Raw genomic sequence first — 17,845 nt, 5'->3', positions numbered from 1 at the left:
AAAAAAATCCCCCCAACCGCCCGGCCGCGCGGGGGGGCGGGGTAACCGCCCCCACCCCCCCCACCCCCCCCCACCCCCCCCCCCCCCCCCCCCGGGGGGGGGGGGGCCCCCCCCCCCCACCCCCTCTACCTCACCTCACGCACCTCAGGTAGTGGTACGCCTCCGCCGCGCCCCCGGCCGCCGCTCACTCGGCCGAGTCACCGGATCCCCGGCCTCCAGCGCGCTCGCGCGCCTCCGCAACCCGAACTCGGCGAGCGCCTCCGCCAGCTTCCCCGCGGACGGCTCCGGAGCCATCACGTCCACCCGCAGCCCGTGCTCCTCGGCCGTCTTGGCCGTCGCGGGCCCGATACAGGCGATCACCGTCACGTTGTGCGGCTTCCCGGCGATACCCACCAGGTTCCGCACGGTCGACGACGACGTGAAGAGCACCGCGTCGAACCCGCCGCCCTTGATCGCCTCCCGGGTCTCGGCCGGCGGCGGCGACGCCCGCACCGTCCGGTAGGCGGTCACGTCGTCCACCTCCCACCCGAGCTCGATCAGCCCGGCGACCAGCGTCTCCGTGGCGATGTCGGCGCGCGGCAGGAAGACACGGTCGATCGGGTCGAAGACCGGGTCGTAGGGCGGCCAGTCCTCCAACAGCCCCGCGGCGCTCTGCTCACCGCTCGGCACCAGGTCCGGCTTCACGCCGAAGGCGACCAGCGCCTTGGCGGTCTGCTCCCCGACCGCCGCGACCTTGATCCCCGCGAAGGCCCGGGCGTCGAGCCCGTACTCCTCGAACTTCTCGCGGACCGCCTTCACCGCGTTGACCGACGTGAAGGCGATCCACTCGTACCGCCCGGTGACGAGCCCCTTCACGGCCCGCTCCATCTGCTGGGGCGTGCGCGGCGGCTCGACGGCGATCGTCGGCACCTCGTGCGGCACGGCCCCGTAGGACCGCAGCTGGTCGGAGAGCGACGCCGCCTGCTCCTTCGTCCGCGGCACGAGCACCTTCCAGCCGAACAGCGGCTTGGACTCGAACCACGACAACTGGTCGCGCTGGGCGGCGGCGGACCGCTCACCGACCACGGCTATCACCGGCCGGCCGCCGTCCGGCGAGGGCAGCACCTTCGCCTGCTTCAGCGTCTGCGCGATGGTGCCGAGGGTGGCGGTCCAGGTCCGCTGCCGGGTCGTCGTACCGGCGACGGTGACGGTCAGCGGGGTGTCCGGCTTGCGGCCGGCGGCGACCAGCTCGCCGGCGGCCGCGGCCACCGAGTCGAGCGACGTCGACACGACGACCGTCCCGTCCGAGGCACCGACCTCGGTCCAGCACCGGTCCGAGGCGGTACGGGCGTCCACGAAGCGGACGTCCGCCCCCTGCGCGTCCCGCAGCGGCACACCGGCGTACGCCGGCACCCCGACCACGGCCGCGACACCCGGCACGACCTCGAACGGCACACCCGCCGCGGCGCAGGCGAGCATTTCCTCGGTCGCGTACGTATCAAGTCCCGGGTCCCCGGACACCGCACGGACGACCCGCCTGCCACCCCGCGCGGCCTCCATGACAAGATGAGCCGCATCCCGCACGGGCGGGAGGGAAGCGGTTGTTGACGCACCGTCAACAACCGTCAGTTGAGGCGTGCCTGTGCCCGGATACGGGTCCGACGACGGATCCGTACTCGTGGCCACGACGGAGACGCCCTGCCTGGCGTGGGCCCTGATCACGTCGAGCACCTCGTGCTCGGCGACCAGGACGTCCGCGCTGGACAGTGCCTCCACGGCACGCAAGGTCAGCAGTCCCGGATCCCCGGGTCCGGCACCCAGAAAGGTGACGTGCCCGTGTTCCAGGCCGGCGGGAAGGTTGGTGGGGCTCACTGTGCTCGCTCCCCCATCAGACCGGCCGCGCCCTGGGCAAGCATCTCGGCGGCGAGTTCGCGACCGAGCATCATCGCCTGGTCGTATGTCTCGGGCACGGGACCGGTGGTGGACATCTGCACCGTCCGGGTGCCGTCGGTCGTGCCGACGACTGCCCGCAGGCGCATTTCCTTGACAATCTGCCCGTCGGCCAGCAAGTCGGCCAGCGCGCCCACAGGGGCGGAGCAGCCGGCCTCCAGGGCGGCGAGCAGTGATCGCTCGGCGGTCACGGCGACCCGCGTGAACGGGTCGTCGAGTTCCCCGAGCAGGGCGACGAGCTCCGCGTGGTGCGCGGCGCACTCGATCGCCAGTGCCCCCTGGCCGGGGGCGGGCAGAACCGTGTCGACCGACAGGAAGTCGGTCACCTCGTCGATGCGGCCGATCCGGCTCAGTCCGGCGGCCGCCAGTATGACGGCGTCCAGCTCCCCGTCGCGGACGTATCCGATGCGGGTGTCGACGTTTCCGCGTATCGGCACCGTCTCGATGTCCAGCCCGTGGCTGCGCGCGTACGCGTTCAGCTGCGCCGTCCGGCGCGGTGAACCCGTGCCGATGCGCGCCCCGCGGGGCAGGTCGGTGAACTTCAGCGCGTCCCGGGCGACGATCACGTCGCGCGGGTCCTCGCGCACCGGTACGGCGGCCAGGACGAGGTCGGCGGGCTGGGTGGTCGGGAGGTCCTTCAGCGAGTGAACCGCGAAGTCGACCTCGCCGCGCAGCAGCGCGTCCCGCAGGGCGGTCACGAAGACGCCCGTGCCGCCGATCTGTGCGAGGTGCTCGCGGGAGGTGTCGCCGTAGGTGGTGATCTCCACCAGCTCGACGGGCCGCCCGGTCACCCGGCTCACGGCCTCCGCCACCTGCCCGGACTGGGCCAGGGCGAGTCTGGATCGCCTGGTCCCCAGCCTCAGTGGATTGTCACTCATGCCGGTCGGTCCTTCTTGTCTGTGCTGTCCACGGCCCGGGAGACGGCGGCAACCGTCTCGGGGTCGAGGTCGAACAGGGTCCGCAGCGCGTCCGCGTACCCGGCGCCGCCGGGCTCGGCCGCGAGCTGCTTGACCCGTACGGTCGGCGCGTGCAGCAGCTTGTCGACGACCCGGTGCACGGCCTGCCGGATCTCCCCGCGCTGCCGTTCGTCCAGGTCGGGCAGCCGCCCGTCGAGCCGCGCGATCTCGCCCGCGACGACGTCGGCGGCCATCGTCCGCAGGGCCACGACGGTGGGCGTGATGTGCGCCGCCCGCTGGGCCGCGCCGAAGGCCGCCACCTCGTCCGAAACGATCCGCCGGACCTCGTCCACGTCGGCCGCCATCGGGGCGTCCGCGGACGCCTCGGCCAGCGACTCGATGTCCACGAGGCGCACCCCGGCCAGCCGGTGCACGGCCGCGTCGATGTCGCGGGGCATGGCGAGGTCGAGGAGGAAGAGCGCGGGGGCGGGCCGGACGAACCCGGCGACCGGCTCGGGCCTGCGCCGCTCCGGGATCCGGCCGACCCGGGCGGCGGCCGCGGCCAGCGCCCCGATCAGCTCGGCCTCCGCCTCGGCCCCGGCCTCGGGGGTACGCCGGCCGGCCTCCCGGATGTCGACGGTCCCGTTGTCCACCCAGGCGGCGTGCTGCTCCAGTTCGGCGGCGGCCATCCCGGCGACGGCGGCCTCCCCCATCACGGAGAACCCGCTCTGCGCGGCGGTGAGGTCGAGCGGGCAGTTCTCGTCGGTGCCGCCGGCGGTACCGGCAGCGGCCGGCAGGTGCTTCGGCGCCGACGGTACGTCGATCTCGGCGGCGGGCTCACCCGTCCGCCCCTCGACCGCCGCCGCGACCGCCTCCGCGGTCAGCACCAGCCCCGTCGCCCCCGTGCACGACACCACGACGTCGGCACGTGTCAGCTCGCCCGGCACCGCATCCATCGGTACCGCGCGGGCCGCCACGTCCGTCTCGTCGTTCTCGGCGATGATCTGGGCCAGCCGCTCCGCACGGTCGAACGTGCGGTTCGCGACGACGATCTCCGCGACCCCCGCCCGCGCGAGCGTCGCGGCGGCCAGCGACGACATCGATCCGGCGCCGATGACCAGCGCCTTCCTGCCTCTGGCCCATTCCTGCACATCGCCGCCGGCGGCGAGCTGCTCCAGTCCGAACGTGACCAGGGACTGCCCGGCCCGGTCGATCCCGGTCTCGGAGTGGGCCCGCTTGCCGACCCGCAGTCCCTGCTGGAACAGGTCGTTCATCAGCCGCCCGGCGCTGTGCAGCTCCTGCGCGCGGGCCAGGGAGTCCTTGAGCTGCGCGAGGATCTGCCCCTCGCCGACGACCATCGAGTCGAGCCCGCAGGCCACCGAGAACAGGTGGTGGACGGCCCGGTCCTCGTAGTGCACGTAGAGATAGGGGGTGAGCTCGTCCAGCCCGACCCCGCTGTGCTGGGCGAGCAGCGTGGACAGCTCGGCGACCCCGGCGTGGAACTTGTCCACGTCGGCGTAGAGCTCGATGCGGTTGCAGGTCGCGAGCACGGCGGCCTCGGTGGCCGGTTCGGCGGCGACCGTGTCCTGGGCCAGCTTGACCTGGGCGTCCGCGCTCAGCGCGGCCCGCTCCAGGACGCTGACCGGGGCGCTGCGGTGGCTCAGCCCGACGACGAGGAGACTCATGCCGGCATCACGGCGGGTACGTCCCCGTCGGGCCCCTGCTCGCTGGAGTCCTGGCGTGCGGCGACGGGCGGGGCCGTCCCCTCGTGCTCCTCACCGGCCTTGCGCTGCTCGTGGAAGGCGAGGATCTGCAGCTCGATGGAGAGGTCGACCTTGCGCACGTCGACGCCGTCCGGGACGGACAGCACGGTCGGCGCGAAGTTCAGGATGGAGGTGACCCCGGCGGCCACCAGCCGGTCGCAGACCTGCTGGGCGACGCCGGGCGGGGTGGTGATCACGCCGATGGAGACGCCGTTGTCCGAGATGATCTTCTCGAGCTCGTCGCTGTGCTGTACGGCGATCCCCGCGACCTGCCGCCCGGTCATCGCCGGATCGGCGTCGATGAGCGCCGCGACCCGGAAACCGCGCGACGCGAACCCGCCGTAGTTGGCGAGGGCGGCCCCGAGATTTCCGATACCGACGATCACGACCGGCCAGTCCTGGGTCAGGCCCAGCTCACGGGAGATCTGGTAGACGAGATACTCGACGTCGTAGCCGACACCGCGCGTTCCGTACGAACCCAGGTAGGAGAAGTCCTTGCGCAGCTTCGCGGAGTTGACCCCCGCGGCCGCGGCCAGTTCCTCCGAGGAGACCGTGGGGACCGAGCGCTCCGACAGTGCGGTCAGAGCGCGGAGGTACAGCGGAAGCCGGGCGACGGTGGCCTCGGGGATACCTCGGCTGCGGGTCGCCGGTCGGTGAGTTCGGCCAGTTGCCACGGTGCTCCAACGGGTTGAGCGGGGCTGCGGACGGTCACACGTACCCAGACCGCCCCGTCGACAGCAGGCTATGTCTTTGTGAACGCGTGCACAAAGATGGTGTCCGATTTGCCCGGCCAACGTGACCGGGGTCACGCACCCCCGGCGCCGCCGTCCGGAACCGGCGTACAAGCGCCCGCGCTCCCTCTCCGATGGGGGCAAAACCGTACACTCTCCTTACGAATCCCGCCCCCGAGACCAAGCCGCCGTCGATCCTAAGCGACTTTGCAGCCGGTTTGGACTAGTCGGTCAGTGCCTTGCGGAGCCGTTCCTCGTTCACGCGCCAGAAGGTGTGCTGTTCGCCGTCGACGAGTACCACGGGGATCTGTTCCCAGTAGAGATCGTGCAGTTGCGCATCCTGGGTGATGTCCTGCTGCTCCCAGGGCACTCCGAGGTCGCCGCACACCTTCTCGACCACGACCTGTGCGTCATCACACAGATGGCAGCCGGGTTTACGGATGAGGGTGACCGATCGCGCACTCGGCGCGGGCGCCTTCCGGCCAAAGAGGGGACTCATGACGTCCATTGTCCCGCCCCTGGGAGGGCATGTCCGCCGCCTTCTGCACGGGTTCTTCGCTTTGTTTAACGACCTGGTCGCGGAGAGTTCACACCCATCCAACTCCCGTGACTCCGGAACCTCCGAACAAACTGGCTATGCTCACGACATGGCCGCTCTCGGATGGCTCACTCCCCGTAGGCGCTCCGCCACGGCGCGGAGCGTGTTGGCAGGCGAGGCCTCGGCGGAGGCCGCGCGCAAGAACCAGGAAGCGACGGCACCCCTCGACGAGGCCGCGGAGCCGGACTTTCCCGTGCTCGGCGACGACAGGGCCGCCGCGTTCTTCGACCTGGACAACACCGTCATGCAGGGCGCCGCCATCTTCCACTTCGGCCGTGGCCTGTACAAACGGAAGTTCTTCGAGACCCGCGACCTCGCCAGGTTCGCCTGGCAGCAGGCGTGGTTCCGGCTGGCCGGCGTCGAGGACCCCGAGCACATGCAGGAGGCCCGGGACTCCGCCCTCTCCATCGTCAAGGGCCACCGGGTCGCGGAGCTCCAGACCATCGGCGAGGAGATCTACGACGAGTACATGGCCGAGCGCATCTGGCCCGGCACCCGCGCCCTCGCCCAGGCCCACCTGGACGCGGGCCAGAAGGTGTGGCTCGTCACAGCGGCCCCGGTGGAGATCGCCGGCGTGATCGCCCGTCGGCTGGGCCTGACCGGCGCGCTGGGCACGGTCGCCGAGTCGGTGGACGGCGTCTACACGGGCAAGCTGGTCGGCGAGCCCCTGCACGGCCCCGCCAAGGCGGAGGCGGTACGCGCCCTGGCCGCCGCCGAGGGCCTGGACCTCTCCCGCTGCGCGGCCTACAGCGACTCCCACAACGACATCCCGATGCTCTCCCTGGTCGGCCACCCCTACGCCATCAACCCCGACACGAAGCTGCGCAAGCACGCCCGCGAACTGGACTGGCGGCTGCGCGACTACCGCACGGGGCGGAAGGCGGCGAAGGTGGGGATCCCGGCGGCGGCCGGGGTGGGCGCGGTCGCCGGCGGCACTGCGGCCGCGATCGCGTTGAGCCGACGGCGTCGGTAGTTCGGCGTCGGCCGAGCTTCGCGCAGTTCCCCGCGCCCCTGACGGGGCGCTTCACAGCCGTGCCCTGCATAGATAGCTGCGGGCAGGCGTGCCGCAGGGCGGCACGGGTGGGCGCAGCGGCACCCGGCCAGCGCCGGTGAGCGTTCCCACCCCCGGCCCAACCCCGGCCCACCCTCCAACGCGCCCGGAATTATCGCGCGGTCACCCCAACACGCCCCGCACATCGCCGAAACCCGAACGTTTCCGTTCAACAACCGATCAATCTCAGGCCCTTGAGCCACCGCCAAACGGTTACAGAAGCGACGCAATCGATGATTTGAGCAACTCGGTGTAGCAGTGCCTGCACGAAGCGTTATTCTCCTCAGACGCAAACCGGTACCCCTCCGTCGCTACGACGGGTGAAAGGTTCGGTACTGCACGTGATGGAAGCTCTGCCTCTGGGAGTCCCGTGTACCCACACGTCGGGGTTGACGCCTCGGGCCTGGCTACGCTGCGCGCAACGGTCGCGACGGTCAAAGAGACGCTGCGCGGCCTTGTCCCGACCGCGTACGCCGTCCCCGCCTTCGCCTCCGCCGCACCCGTCGGCCCGTGCTACGCACTGGCCGACGGCATGGAACAGGTGCCGGCGCGCGGCGCCGTCGCCGAGGGCCGCCGGTCCGGCGACGGCCGGGGCGCGGGCAGACGCGGCCGCGCCACCGGCACCACCGGCGCCACCACCACCCGCCGCCCGGCCGCGGACAGCGACAGCGCCCGGATGATGGACCTGGTGGAGCGCGCCCAGGCCGGCGAGGCCGACGCGTTCGGCCGCCTCTATGACCAGTACAGCGACACCGTGTACCGCTACATCTACTACCGCGTCGGCGGCAGGGCGACCGCCGAGGACCTCACCAGTGAGACGTTCCTGCGCGCCCTCAGAAGGATCGGCACCTTCACCTGGCAGGGCCGCGACTTCGGCGCCTGGCTGGTCACCATCGCCCGCAACCTGGTCGCCGACCACTTCAAGTCGAGCCGCTTCCGCCTGGAGGTCACCACCGGCGAGATGCTCGACGCCAACGAGGTCGAGCGCTCCCCGGAGGACTCCGTCCTGGAGTCCCTCTCCAACGCGGCCCTGCTCGACGCCGTACGACGCCTCAACCCCCAGCAGCAGGAGTGCGTGACGCTCCGCTTCCTCCAGGGTCTCTCGGTGGCCGAGACCGCCCGGGTGATGGGCAAGAACGAGGGTGCCATCAAGACCCTCCAGTACCGGGCCGTGCGCACCCTCGCCCGGCTCCTCCCGGACGACGCACGCTGAACCGGCCACCCTCGGCGACAGTCAACTCACTTTCCGTGAAAGCGTGTTGTCTTTCTCAGCCGATCACCGGACGTCCGTAACCCAAGTGCCGAGCCGCTCGTTGTGCGGGATACAGGCTCCCTGTGGTCACGTCCGACCAGACCCCGGTCACACGATCGTGTGGACTGGTCGAGGGCGTGCAACCCTCAGGACCCCCTGGGGAGTCGACCGTCATGACGAGAGGAGGTGCCGCCAGTGATCGCGAACGTATCGGCCCACCGGCGGGCGAGCGCCTTCGCCCAGGCTCTGGAGGAGCAGCCCGACCGGGACCCGGCGGCCGAAAGGTCCGGGGGACCGGCGGGCGATCCACCGGCCGTCCCGGACCGTGGCGAACGGACCGAGCAGGGCGAGTTGTTGGCCCTGGCGACGGAGCTCGCCGCACTGCCCAGGCCGGAGCTCGACCCGGAGGTCAAGGTCGTCCAGCGGGCCCAGCTGGTGGCCGCGATGGAGGCCATGCTGGCCGAGGGCACCCTGGGCGGGGCGGCGGACACTTCGGTACCCGAGCAGCGTGCGTCCCGTTCCAAGGGCGCGCATCGGGCCAGCCCGCTGGGCAAGTTGCGGCCGCGTTCCCGGCTCACCAAGGGGCTCGCCGCGGGCGGCCTGAGCGTCGGCGTGGCCGCCGGAGCCTTCGGCGGGGTCGCCGCCGCGAGCTCCGACGCCCTGCCCGGCGACTCGCTGTACGGCCTCAAACGCGGCATCGAGGACTTCAAGCTCAACTATCTGGCCGACGGCGACGACCAGCGCGGTCAGACCTACCTCGACCAGGCCTCGACCCGGCTGATGGAGGCCCGCCGGCTGATGGAGCGGGGCCGCGGCGGCCACCTCGACCACGAGTCGATCGGCGAGATCCGCCGGACCCTGTCCGGCATGCAGCGCGATGTCACCGAGGGCCACCGCCTGCTCCACGAGGCGTACGAGCGCGACCCCGACTCGCTGGGCCCCATCCAGGCCCTGTCCGCCTTCGCCCAGTCCCACCGTCAGGCCTGGGGCGCCCTGCGCGAAAAGCTCCCGGTCCAGCTCGGCGACGTCAGTCAGCAGGTGTCGTCGGTCTTCGACGCCATAGACCAGGAGGTCGCCCCGCTGCAGTCCCTGCTCCCCCAGCCGCCCCAGAACACCGGCGGCACCGGCAGGCAGGGCTCCGGCACGGCGTCCACCGGCTCCTCCGGCAACCACCGGTCGACGGCCCCGTCCACCTCTGGCAGCTCCGCCTCGGGCCACGACTCCGGCACGGGCAGCCCCAGCGGCTCGGCCTCCGGCAGCGCCGACAACGGCCTGATCGGCGGCACCACCGGCGGCCTGCTCGACCCCCCGAAGACCGGTTCGAGCACCCCGACCCCGTCGAAGAGCGCATCCAGCGCCCCAGACGTCACCCTGCCCCCGCTCCTGCCGGGCCTCCTGCCCGGCCTGGGCATCGACAGCGAAGACACCAGCAACTGATCAACGAGGTGCACCCCCGCGCCCCTGTTTTCAGGGGCGCGGGGAACTGCGCGAGCAACCACGACGGCGCCGCACTCACCATCGCACCTCAACCCACAGCGGCGCTCAGAAGAAAACCGACCTCCGCTGCACAAGCAACTTGTACAGCGTGTGCTGAATCTGTTCCCGCACCTGATCCGTGAGGTTGAACATCAGCATCGGATCCTCGGCCGCCTCCGGCGGATAGCCGTCCGTACGGATCGGCTCCCCGAACTGAATCGTCCACTTCGTCGGCAACGGCACCGCTCCCAACGGCCCCAGCCACGGAAACGTCGGCGTCAGCGGAAAATACGGAATCCCCAGCACCCGCGCCAGCGTCTTCGCGTTGCCGATCATCGGGTAGATCTCCTCGGCCCCCACGATCGAGCAGGGAATGATCGGCACCCCCTGCCGCAGCGCGGTGGACACGAACCCACCCCGCCCGAACCGCTGGAGCTTGTACCGCTCGCTGAAGGGCTTCCCGATGCCCTTGAACCCCTCCGGCATCACCCCCACCAGCTCCCCCTGCCCCAGCAGCCGCTCGGCGTCCTCCGCGCACGCGAGCGTGTGCCCCAGCTTCCGCGCCAGCTCGTTCACCACCGGCAGCACGAAGACCAGGTCCGCGGCGAGCAGCCTGAGGTGACGATTCGCCGGATGCCGGTCGTGGACGGCGACCTGCATCATCAGCCCGTCCATCGGCACCGTCCCGGAGTGGTTGGCGACGATCAGCGCACCGCCGTGGGCCGGGATGTTCTCCATGCCCTTCACGTCCACGCGGAAGTACTTCTCGTACACCGGCCGCAACAGGGACATCAGGAGCTGGTCGGTCAGCTCCTCGTCGTACCCGAAGTCGTCGACCTCGTAGTCGCCGGTCAGCCGCCGCCGCAGGAACGCCAGTCCGCGCGCGACGCGCCGCTCCAGGCCGGCCTCGTCGTGCGGCGGCTGCTCCACGCCCGTCTCAGGGTTCTCCCGGGTCACATGGACATCTTCCTGCGCGGGGATCCGCCCGGCGAGAGGCTGGACCTCACGCACCACCGCGGACTCGCGCCCCGCCGCAGGCTCGCGCACCGCGGCCTGCTCGCCGCCGCCCTTGCGCCGGCTCCCCGCACCCCGGCGCCGGGGTGCCGGCCGCTGCACGGCAGCCCCGCGGGACCGGTCGTCGTCGAACGGAATGACCTTGGCGTCCGCCATCGTTGCTGCGCTCCTCAGTTGGCGCTCTGGGTCGGGCTCTTCGTCGGGGTCCCCGTCGGCGTCTTCCCACCGCCCAGGGTGGGCAGCGCGGCGATCCGGTCGACCGCCGCGGCCACGGCCTGGGGCGGCAGCAGCCCCGGGGCCTGGGCGCGCACGAAGTCCTCGAAGGTCTGCGCCGTCGTGTACGTGGGCCGGAATCCCAGCGTCTCGCGCATCTGGACCGTGTCCACCACCCGGCCGTGCGTCAGCAGCCGGATCTGCTCGGGCGAGAAGTCGCTCATGCCGAGCGTCCGCACCAGAGAGCCGGCCCAGGTGACCGCCGGGAGCAGCAACGGCACGGTGGGCCGCCCCAGCCGCCGCGAGCACTGCGAGAGCAACAGCACCCCGTCGCCCGCGATGTTGAACGTGCCGCTGTTCAGGGTCCCGCGCTCCGGTTCGTGCGAGGCGATCCGCAGCACCTCGATCACATCGTCCTCGTGCACGAACTGCAGCCGCGGGTCGTACCCGAGGACGGTGGGCAGCACGGGCAGCGCGAAATAGGAAGCGAGCGGGGTATCCGCGGTCGCCCCGAGGATATTGGCGAACCGCAGCACGCACACCGCCACGTCGGGCCGCCTCCTGGCGAACCCGCGCACATATCCCTCCACCTCCACCGTGTCCTTCGCAAAGCCCCCGCTCGGCAGGGATTTCGGCGGAGTGGTCTCGGTGAAGACAGCCGGATCCTTCGGCGCGGAGCCGTACACGTTCGTACTGGACTTGATCACCAGCCGCTTCACGTTCGGCGACTTCTGGCAGGCGCCGAGCAGCTGCATCGTCCCGATGACGTTGGTCTCTTTGACGGTGGCCCGGCTTCCGCTGCCGAGCGGCGTCCCGGTCACGTCCATGTGGACGACGGTGTCGGCGCCGCTCTCGGCCAGCACCCGGGCGATGGTCGGCTGCCGGATGTCGGTCTGGATGAAGTCCGCCCCGCCCAGATGATGCTCCGGCGGCACCGCGTCCACGGCCACCACCCGGTCCACCTCGGGATCACGCTGGATCCGCCGTACGAACCGGCCCCCGAGTTGACGGGCCACTCCGGTCACGAGCACGACCTTCCCCAAGATCAGCGCCTTTCTTCCGTGTTCCCGTATGCGGGCCAACTTAGCGGGTTGATGTTGCGCTGGCATGACCCCCAGCAGGCCACGACAAGCCGCAACGGCCGGAAAATGCAGTGGCCCCCCACCGTACTGGTGGGGGGCCACACACAAGCTCTCGCGGCTCGGCGCCGTAATTACTTCTTGTTACGACGCTGAACACGCGTGCGCTTGAGCAGCTTGCGGTGCTTCTTCTTGGCCATCCGCTTGCGCCGCTTCTTGATAACAGAGCCCACGACTACCCTCGCTCACTTCTCATCACTCGGTGCTGGGCATCATGGGCCCATACGACCTACGAGGGGCTAGCCTACCCGCCCGAGCGCTGAGGTCGTAATCGAGGTGCCCCGGGAGGAATCCCGGAACGGCCGTCAGGCGGTCTCCACCCCCACATAGCTCTCGCGAAGGTACTCGTGTACCGCTTGTTCGGGGACGCGGAAGGACCGCCCCACCCGGATCGCGGGCAGATGACCGCTGTGCACCAGCCGGTACACGGTCATCTTCGACACTCGCATCACCGCGGCGACCTCCGCCACGGTCAGGAACACAACCTCGTTCAGAGGCCTCTCGCCAGCTGCCATGACACACCTGAACCTTCCGCACTCGACGGGCCACCGGCTTCCCCTTCCGGTGACTCTTCGTCGTTGCGTGCTCACTCCCCAATGTAGGGGCGGGTGATGCGAGTGGGGAAGAGGTGCACCCATCGGCGGCCTACTGTGACAGACACGCTCGATTGAGTACGTAGCGGGTAAGCGGCGTGTAGTAATCAGACCGCACGCCGTCATCAACCGGAACGGCGACAGACACGACCCCCTCGACCTCCCCCACAAAGAGCGCAGGGTCATCCGTATCTGCCAGACCAATGGCCTCAAACCCGAGCTGACCTGCACCGCAGACCCACCCATGGTCCCCGACCACCAGCTCCGGCAAGGGCCCGCCGCTCGCCGCCGCCACCTCCAGCGCCACTCGAACCGGCAGCGGCGAATGCGTATGCGCACCCGGCGCACAACCGGGGCGTTCACGGCCCACTTCTCTCATGAACCCGACTCCCCGTACGTAATCGAGCTTGCACGTACGTAGACCGAACCGGGTCGTTATGTCGACACAGCGACCCTGCGCGGGGGTGAGGACCTCACACCCCGCCGCCGACAGCGCGTCCGCGAGACCGGCGTAGAACCCGATCAGCCGCTGCGGATGCCCGGTCCCGAACAACACGGGCCCCCGCCGCCGGGCCACGGCCCCCACCCGCTCGGCGAACGCATCGAGCCCGGCGACCGTCAGTCCAGGATCGATCACATCATGCCCTGAAACACACCGCGGATCGTCCGAAACCCCACACTTGGCAGCCATCAACCGAACCAACTCCGCCTCTCCCCACCCCCCTTGCGGATCAATCCCGATCAACACCCGAGGATCCCGAGCAGCGAACAGCCGATAACTACGAAGACTCCGCTCCCGCGAGGTCCCCACCACCCCCGCCAGCCCCGCAGCCACCAAATAACCCCGAAGCCCACCACCACTCAACACACCACCGATCCTGACGGACCCCACCCCACCCCACCCCCAGAACCCCCGAACACCGCACAGTCGGCGTAACGCCCCCACCCATCCCCTGCAACCGAGAACCGGTCCGCACCCTCACCCTCCAGCCCGTCCGGCGTTTGAGGACGAGGCCGTCCAGGCCGAAGCGGGGGCCCGGGGGCGGCAGCCCCCGAACCGGGCGGTAGAAGGGGCCCACCCCCTTCAAGGACGGGACGGGTAGGGGCGGCGGGGGCGAGAAAACCCCTACGCCAGCAACCCCCGCAACGGAAACACAGCCCGCCGCGTCGCCAGCACGGCCTGATCCAAGCGATCAGCGGGGTCGTACCCGGCCTCCCACCCGGCCCACCCCACCGGCCACCGCCCATCCGTCATCCGCCCAGGCCCCAACTGCCGAGTCCGAGCGAACACTTCCTGCCGCCACCCCTCAGGCACCAGCGCCTCAGGCGCAACCTCCCGCCCCGCCGCCACCCCCACCAGATGCGTCCACGACCGAGGCACGACATCCACCACCTCGTACCCACCCCCACCCAGCGCGACCCACTTCCCCCCGGCGTACTCGTGCGCCAGCTCATGACACGCCACCTGCACCGCCCGCTGCGCATCCAGCGAAACAGCCAGATGAGCCAGCGGATCCTCGAAATGCGTATCGGCGCCGTGCTGCGTCACCAGCACCTGCGGCCGGAAGTCGGCGACCAGCTCCGGCACGACGGCGTGAAACGCCCGCAGCCACCCCGCGTCCCCGGTCCCGGCCGGCAACGCGACGTTCACCGCGGACCCCTCCCCCGCCCCCGCGCCGACCTCCTCCGGCCACCCGGTCTGCGGGAACAACGTACGCGGATGCTCGTGCAGCGAGATCGTCAGAACCCGCGGATCCTCCCAGAACGCGGCCTGCACCCCGTCCCCGTGATGCACGTCCACATCCACATAGGCGACCCGTTCCGCGCCCAGCTCCAACAACCGCGCGATCGCGAGCGAAGCGTCGTTGTAGATGCAGAACCCCGATGCGGCCCCCGGCATCGCATGGTGCAACCCACCCGCGAAGTTCACGGCGTGATCGACGTCCCCCCGCCACACCGCCTCCGCCGCCCCCACCGACTGCCCGGCGATCAGCGCGGACACCTCGTGCATCCCGGCGAAGGCGGGATCGTCCTCGGTCCCCAGCCCGTACGACTGGTCGGCCGCCGCCGGATCCGCCGAGGCCGCCTTCACGGCCTCGATGTAGTCCTCCCGGTGCACCAGCCGCAACGTCGACTCCCCGGCCGGCTTCGCCGCGACCACGTCCACCGCCCGGTCGAGCCCGAAGGCACCGACCAGACTCCGGGTCAACGACAGCCGGACCGGATCCATCGGATGACCCGGACCGAAGTCATAGCCCGTTACTGCCTCGTCCCACATCAGCTGTGCGCGGCCGCTCATGCCCGCCACCGTATCGGTCCGACCTGGTCGCGAACGAACGGGCATAGACCAGCGTCACCAGCACCAACACCATCGGCACGAGCATCGCCCCGCGATAACTCCAAGCGTCACCCAACGCCCCCACCAGCGGTGAGCCGATCAAGAACCCGACGTAGTTGAAAATATTCAACCGGGCGATGGCCGCATCCGAAGCCCCCGGGAACAGCCTCCCCGCCGCCGCGAAGGTCTGCGGCACCAGGACGCACAACCCCAGCCCCAGCAGCGTGAACCCGACCATGCCGACCCAGGCCCCCGGCGCCCCCGCCACCACCGCGAACCCGACGGCCGCCACCACCGCCCCCAGCCGTACGACCGGCACGGCCCCGAACCGCCGTACCCCGAAGTCCCCGATGCCCCGCCCGACCAGCGTGGTCACCATGTACACGTTGTACGGCACGGTGGCGAGCTGCTCGCTGCTGCCCAGCACGTCCTTCAGGTACTTCGCACTCCAGTTGGAGACGGTCGAGTCCCCGATGTAGGCGAAGGTCATCACCAGACACAGCGGCAGCAGCACCTTGAAGACGACACCACTGCCACCACCCTCCTGCACCCCGTCCTCCACCGGCGCGGGATCACCGTCCACGTACCACCGGCTCCCCACCAACGCGGCCGGCAGCAGCACCGCGACGACCGGCAGATAGGACACCCACAGCGCGAGATGCCAGTGCGCGCCCACCCAGGCCAGCGAGGCCCCGAGAATCCCGCCCAGGCTGTACACGGCATGGAAGCTGAGCATGATGCTGCGCCCGTACGTGCGCTGCAGACTCACCCCGAGCATGTTCATCGAGGCGTCCAGCGCACCCACCGCCAGCCCGAACGCGGCCAGCGACACCGCCAGTTCCGCCATGTTCCCGCCGGCCCCCACCCCGAGCAGCGCCAGCATCACCACGGGCTGGGACCAGCGCAGCAGCCGGCTGGGCCGTATTCGCTTCACCAACTGCTCGGTGGTGACACTCCCGACGCCGGCCAGGATGGGCACCGCAGCGAGAAAGACCGGCAGCAGCGCGTCGGAGACGCCGTACCGGTCCTGGATCGCGGGGATGCGCGTCACCAGCAGCGCGAAGGTGGCACCCTGAGTGAAGAAGCTGAACGCCAACGAGGCCCTACCGCGCCGCAGCACATCTGTCATGGCGGCGAGCGTAGGGCCCCGGCGTACTCGTGGGTAGATCCAGCCAAAGATGAATTTCCTTCAGCTTTGCCTTCGGCGGTCTCAGGCGGCAACAGCCACCTCGCGCCGCGCACCGCTCTCGGCACCCTCCGACTCCTCCTCCGCGGCCGCGACCTCGGCGGAGATCATCCGGGCCATCGGTTCCGCGGCGAGCCCACCGCTCACCACCATCCCGATGCCGATCGCACCGACCAGGATGACCGTGCCGAGCCACACCATGGTGTCGACGGGCAGTGTGTACGCCCCCACCACCCGCACCACGCACTCGGTGAGCAGCAGCACGCCCCACACGAGCGAGTAGACCCGCTCCGCCCGCCGGAACGCGGCGGACCCGAACCGCAGCCGCTCGAAGGCAGCCTCCCTGGCCGCGTCACCCTTCAGCACGAACGGCTTGAGCCCCTCGGTCATCATCGGCCGGCCCATCGCCACCGACACCAGGATCGCGATCCCGATCACGCTGCTGACCCCGCTGTCCTTGGCGAGCATCAGCCGCGGGTCGCCGGAGACGAAGCTCAGCGCCAGGGACGCCACGTTCACCAGCAGGATGAGCCCCGCGAACGCGTTGCCCCGGCGCTCCCTGACCACGCTCCACACCGTCCGCACCGCCGGCACCACACTGCTCCAGGCGAGCGCCGCGAAGGTGCTCATCCCGAAGGCGCCCTTGAAGAGGTAGTACGACCCGAGGGGCACCGCCACGTCCACGATCAGCGGCTTGAAGTTCTCCAGCGCGCTGGGCTGCTGCCGCTTGCCTTCGTCGTTGTTCCGGGACCCGGTGTTCGTCGTCTTCGTCATGCCCTCAGCTTCGCGTCCGGGCGGGGTCCCCCAGTAGAAACGATCGTCCGGAGCTCGGCATGACAATTGTCAGCGCCGGCGCCGTGCCCCCGGTCATTCCAGCAGGTCAGCCAACTGCCCCATGTCGGAGAAGAGTTGGGTGGCCCCCCGCAGCCGCTCCGCCGGTGTCATGGCCGTGAACCCGTACACGTCCATGCCGGCCGCCACGGCCGCCTGCACCCCCAGCGGACTGTCCTCCACGACGGCACACCGCTCCGGCGCGACCCCCATCCGCGCAGCCGCGTGGAGAAACAGATCCGGCGCCGGCTTCCCGCGCCCCACGTCCTGCGAACTGAAGAGCCGCGGCTCGTCGAACCACCGGTCCAGCCCGGTCGTCCGGTGCCCCACCCGAATCCGCTCATGACTCCCCGACGACGCCACGCAGTACGGCACCCCGTCCGCCGCGAGCTGCTCCAGCACCTCCGCCACGCCCGCCACGGGCTTCAACTCCTCCTCGAAGGCGGCGAAGACACGTGCATGGAAGACATCGTCGAAGTCGTCCGGCAGCCGCTGCCCGGTGCGCTCCTGGACGAGGTCGTGGATCCGGTGCATCGCGGATCCCATGTAGTCCCGTATGGCCTCGTCGTAGGAGGTCCGGTGCCCCAGCTCGGTGAGATAGGCGGCCAGGAGCCGGTTGGAGATGGGCTCACTGTCGACGAGGACGCCGTCGTTGTCGAAGATAACCAAGTCGTAGCGCATGCCCCGAGCTTAAACGCACCCGTAAACGCAAAAAGGCCCACGCCATGACGGCGTGGGCCTTTCCTAATATTTGTTCGGCGGTGTCCTACTCTCCCACAGGGTCCCCCCTGCAGTACCATCGGCGCTGTAAGGCTTAGCTTCCGGGTTCGGAATG

At 70.4% G+C, this 17,845-nt stretch carries 17 protein-coding genes and 1 rRNA gene; 3 read left to right on the top strand and 15 right to left on the bottom strand.

The features are described from left to right. Positions 1-144 precede the first annotated feature (144 nt). From ABZ887_RS49555 to ABZ887_RS49535, 5 genes are all read right to left on the bottom strand, one after another. Complete coding sequence (locus tag ABZ887_RS49555) at positions 145-1,851, bottom strand: uroporphyrinogen-III synthase (protein ID WP_361306037.1); 1,707 nt, start codon at positions 1,849-1,851, stop codon at positions 145-147. Next, entirely contained in the window at positions 1,848-2,807 is a 960-nt protein-coding gene (hemC, locus tag ABZ887_RS49550; protein WP_361306035.1) for a hydroxymethylbilane synthase, read from the bottom strand. Before hemC ends, ABZ887_RS49555 begins: the two co-directional genes overlap by 4 nt. Then, positions 2,804-4,510 carry a glutamyl-tRNA reductase gene (locus ABZ887_RS49545; protein ID WP_361306033.1) on the bottom strand — a complete coding sequence of 569 codons (1,707 nt, stop codon included), beginning with the start codon at positions 4,508-4,510 and terminating at the stop codon, positions 2,804-2,806. Before ABZ887_RS49545 ends, hemC begins: the two co-directional genes overlap by 4 nt. Continuing rightward, positions 4,507-5,262 (bottom strand): redox-sensing transcriptional repressor Rex, encoded by a 756-nt coding sequence (locus tag ABZ887_RS49540; RefSeq protein ID WP_361306031.1) that lies wholly within the window; start codon positions 5,260-5,262, stop codon positions 4,507-4,509. The genes ABZ887_RS49545 and ABZ887_RS49540 overlap by 4 nt, the downstream gene beginning before the upstream one ends. A gap of 280 nt (positions 5,263-5,542) precedes the next feature. Beyond that, complete coding sequence (locus ABZ887_RS49535; protein ID WP_361306029.1) at positions 5,543-5,818, bottom strand: glutaredoxin family protein; 276 nt, start codon at positions 5,816-5,818, stop codon at positions 5,543-5,545. 148 nt (positions 5,819-5,966) lie between these two features. Between ABZ887_RS49535 and ABZ887_RS49530 the strand changes: the two genes are divergently transcribed. The 3 genes from ABZ887_RS49530 to ABZ887_RS49520 all read left to right on the top strand — a co-directional run bounded on the left by ABZ887_RS49530 (position 5,967) and on the right by ABZ887_RS49520 (position 9,657). After that, a complete protein-coding gene (locus tag ABZ887_RS49530; protein WP_361306027.1) occupies positions 5,967-6,890 on the top strand; it encodes an HAD-IB family hydrolase in 924 nt (307 codons plus the stop codon). Positions 6,891-7,338: 448 nt separating this feature from the next. Then, complete coding sequence (locus ABZ887_RS49525; protein WP_361306025.1) at positions 7,339-8,181, top strand: ECF subfamily RNA polymerase sigma factor, BldN family; 843 nt, start codon at positions 7,339-7,341, stop codon at positions 8,179-8,181. Between the two features lie 234 nt (positions 8,182-8,415). Beyond that, complete coding sequence (locus tag ABZ887_RS49520) at positions 8,416-9,657, top strand: DUF5667 domain-containing protein (protein ID WP_361306023.1); 1,242 nt, start codon at positions 8,416-8,418, stop codon at positions 9,655-9,657. Between the two features lie 105 nt (positions 9,658-9,762). Here the strand turns inward: ABZ887_RS49520 and ABZ887_RS49515 are convergent, their stop codons facing one another. From ABZ887_RS49515 to rrf, 10 genes are all read right to left on the bottom strand, one after another. After that, positions 9,763-10,866: a lysophospholipid acyltransferase family protein gene (locus tag ABZ887_RS49515; RefSeq protein WP_361306021.1), complete on the bottom strand. Its 1,104-nt coding sequence runs from the start codon at positions 10,864-10,866 to the stop codon at positions 9,763-9,765. Between the two features lie 14 nt (positions 10,867-10,880). Beyond that, positions 10,881-11,966 (bottom strand): NAD-dependent epimerase/dehydratase family protein, encoded by a 1,086-nt coding sequence (locus tag ABZ887_RS49510; protein WP_361306019.1) that lies wholly within the window; start codon positions 11,964-11,966, stop codon positions 10,881-10,883. A gap of 170 nt (positions 11,967-12,136) precedes the next feature. Then, a complete protein-coding gene (locus ABZ887_RS49505; RefSeq protein WP_003948845.1) occupies positions 12,137-12,235 on the bottom strand; it encodes an AURKAIP1/COX24 domain-containing protein in 99 nt (32 codons plus the stop codon). A gap of 132 nt (positions 12,236-12,367) precedes the next feature. Then, the gene (locus ABZ887_RS49500; RefSeq protein ID WP_067299677.1) at positions 12,368-12,577 is read right to left on the bottom strand and encodes a helix-turn-helix domain-containing protein; all 210 of its coding nucleotides are present in this window, start codon (positions 12,575-12,577) and stop codon (positions 12,368-12,370) included. A 130-nt stretch (positions 12,578-12,707) separates the two neighbouring features. Continuing rightward, positions 12,708-13,523, bottom strand: a complete 816-nt coding sequence (locus ABZ887_RS49495; protein ID WP_361306039.1) for a phosphatase — start codon at positions 13,521-13,523, stop codon at positions 12,708-12,710. A 258-nt stretch (positions 13,524-13,781) separates the two neighbouring features. After that, entirely contained in the window at positions 13,782-14,954 is a 1,173-nt protein-coding gene (locus tag ABZ887_RS49490) for an acetoin utilization protein AcuC (RefSeq protein WP_361306017.1), read from the bottom strand. Then, on the bottom strand, positions 14,905-16,122 hold the full coding sequence (locus ABZ887_RS49485; protein WP_361306015.1) for an MFS transporter: 1,218 nt from the start codon (positions 16,120-16,122) through the stop codon (positions 14,905-14,907). Before ABZ887_RS49485 ends, ABZ887_RS49490 begins: the two co-directional genes overlap by 50 nt. Before the next feature lie 81 nt (positions 16,123-16,203). Then, a complete protein-coding gene (locus ABZ887_RS49480) occupies positions 16,204-16,953 on the bottom strand; it encodes a VC0807 family protein (protein ID WP_361306013.1) in 750 nt (249 codons plus the stop codon). A gap of 93 nt (positions 16,954-17,046) precedes the next feature. After that, positions 17,047-17,691 carry an HAD family hydrolase gene (locus ABZ887_RS49475; protein WP_361306011.1) on the bottom strand — a complete coding sequence of 215 codons (645 nt, stop codon included), beginning with the start codon at positions 17,689-17,691 and terminating at the stop codon, positions 17,047-17,049. 72 nt (positions 17,692-17,763) lie between these two features. Further along, positions 17,764-17,845: ribosomal RNA gene (rrf, locus tag ABZ887_RS49470) — 5S ribosomal RNA — on the bottom strand; the annotation flags it as partial.

Source organism: Streptomyces sp. NPDC047061, assembly GCF_040643955.1.
Lineage (GTDB): Bacteria > Actinomycetota > Actinomycetes > Streptomycetales > Streptomycetaceae > Streptomyces.
The sequence above is the reverse complement of the archived record's forward strand: the minus strand, read 5'-3'. Positions and strand labels throughout refer to the sequence as shown.

Coding starts and splice junctions, on each gene's coding strand:
- hemC (WP_361306035.1), bottom strand. CDS start 2,807: ATGAGTGACAATCCACTGAGGCTGGGGACCAGGCGATCCAGACTCGCC.
- ABZ887_RS49545 (WP_361306033.1), bottom strand. CDS start 4,510: ATGAGTCTCCTCGTCGTCGGGCTGAGCCACCGCAGCGCCCCGGTCAGC.
- ABZ887_RS49490 (WP_361306017.1), bottom strand. CDS start 14,954: ATGAGCGGCCGCGCACAGCTGATGTGGGACGAGGCAGTAACGGGCTAT.
- ABZ887_RS49530 (WP_361306027.1), top strand. CDS start 5,967: ATGGCCGCTCTCGGATGGCTCACTCCCCGTAGGCGCTCCGCCACGGCG.
- ABZ887_RS49500 (WP_067299677.1), bottom strand. CDS start 12,577: ATGGCAGCTGGCGAGAGGCCTCTGAACGAGGTTGTGTTCCTGACCGTG.
- ABZ887_RS49515 (WP_361306021.1), bottom strand. CDS start 10,866: ATGGCGGACGCCAAGGTCATTCCGTTCGACGACGACCGGTCCCGCGGG.
- ABZ887_RS49480 (WP_361306013.1), bottom strand. CDS start 16,953: ATGACGAAGACGACGAACACCGGGTCCCGGAACAACGACGAAGGCAAG.
- ABZ887_RS49475 (WP_361306011.1), bottom strand. CDS start 17,691: ATGCGCTACGACTTGGTTATCTTCGACAACGACGGCGTCCTCGTCGAC.
- ABZ887_RS49485 (WP_361306015.1), bottom strand. CDS start 16,122: ATGACAGATGTGCTGCGGCGCGGTAGGGCCTCGTTGGCGTTCAGCTTC.
- ABZ887_RS49535 (WP_361306029.1), bottom strand. CDS start 5,818: ATGAGTCCCCTCTTTGGCCGGAAGGCGCCCGCGCCGAGTGCGCGATCG.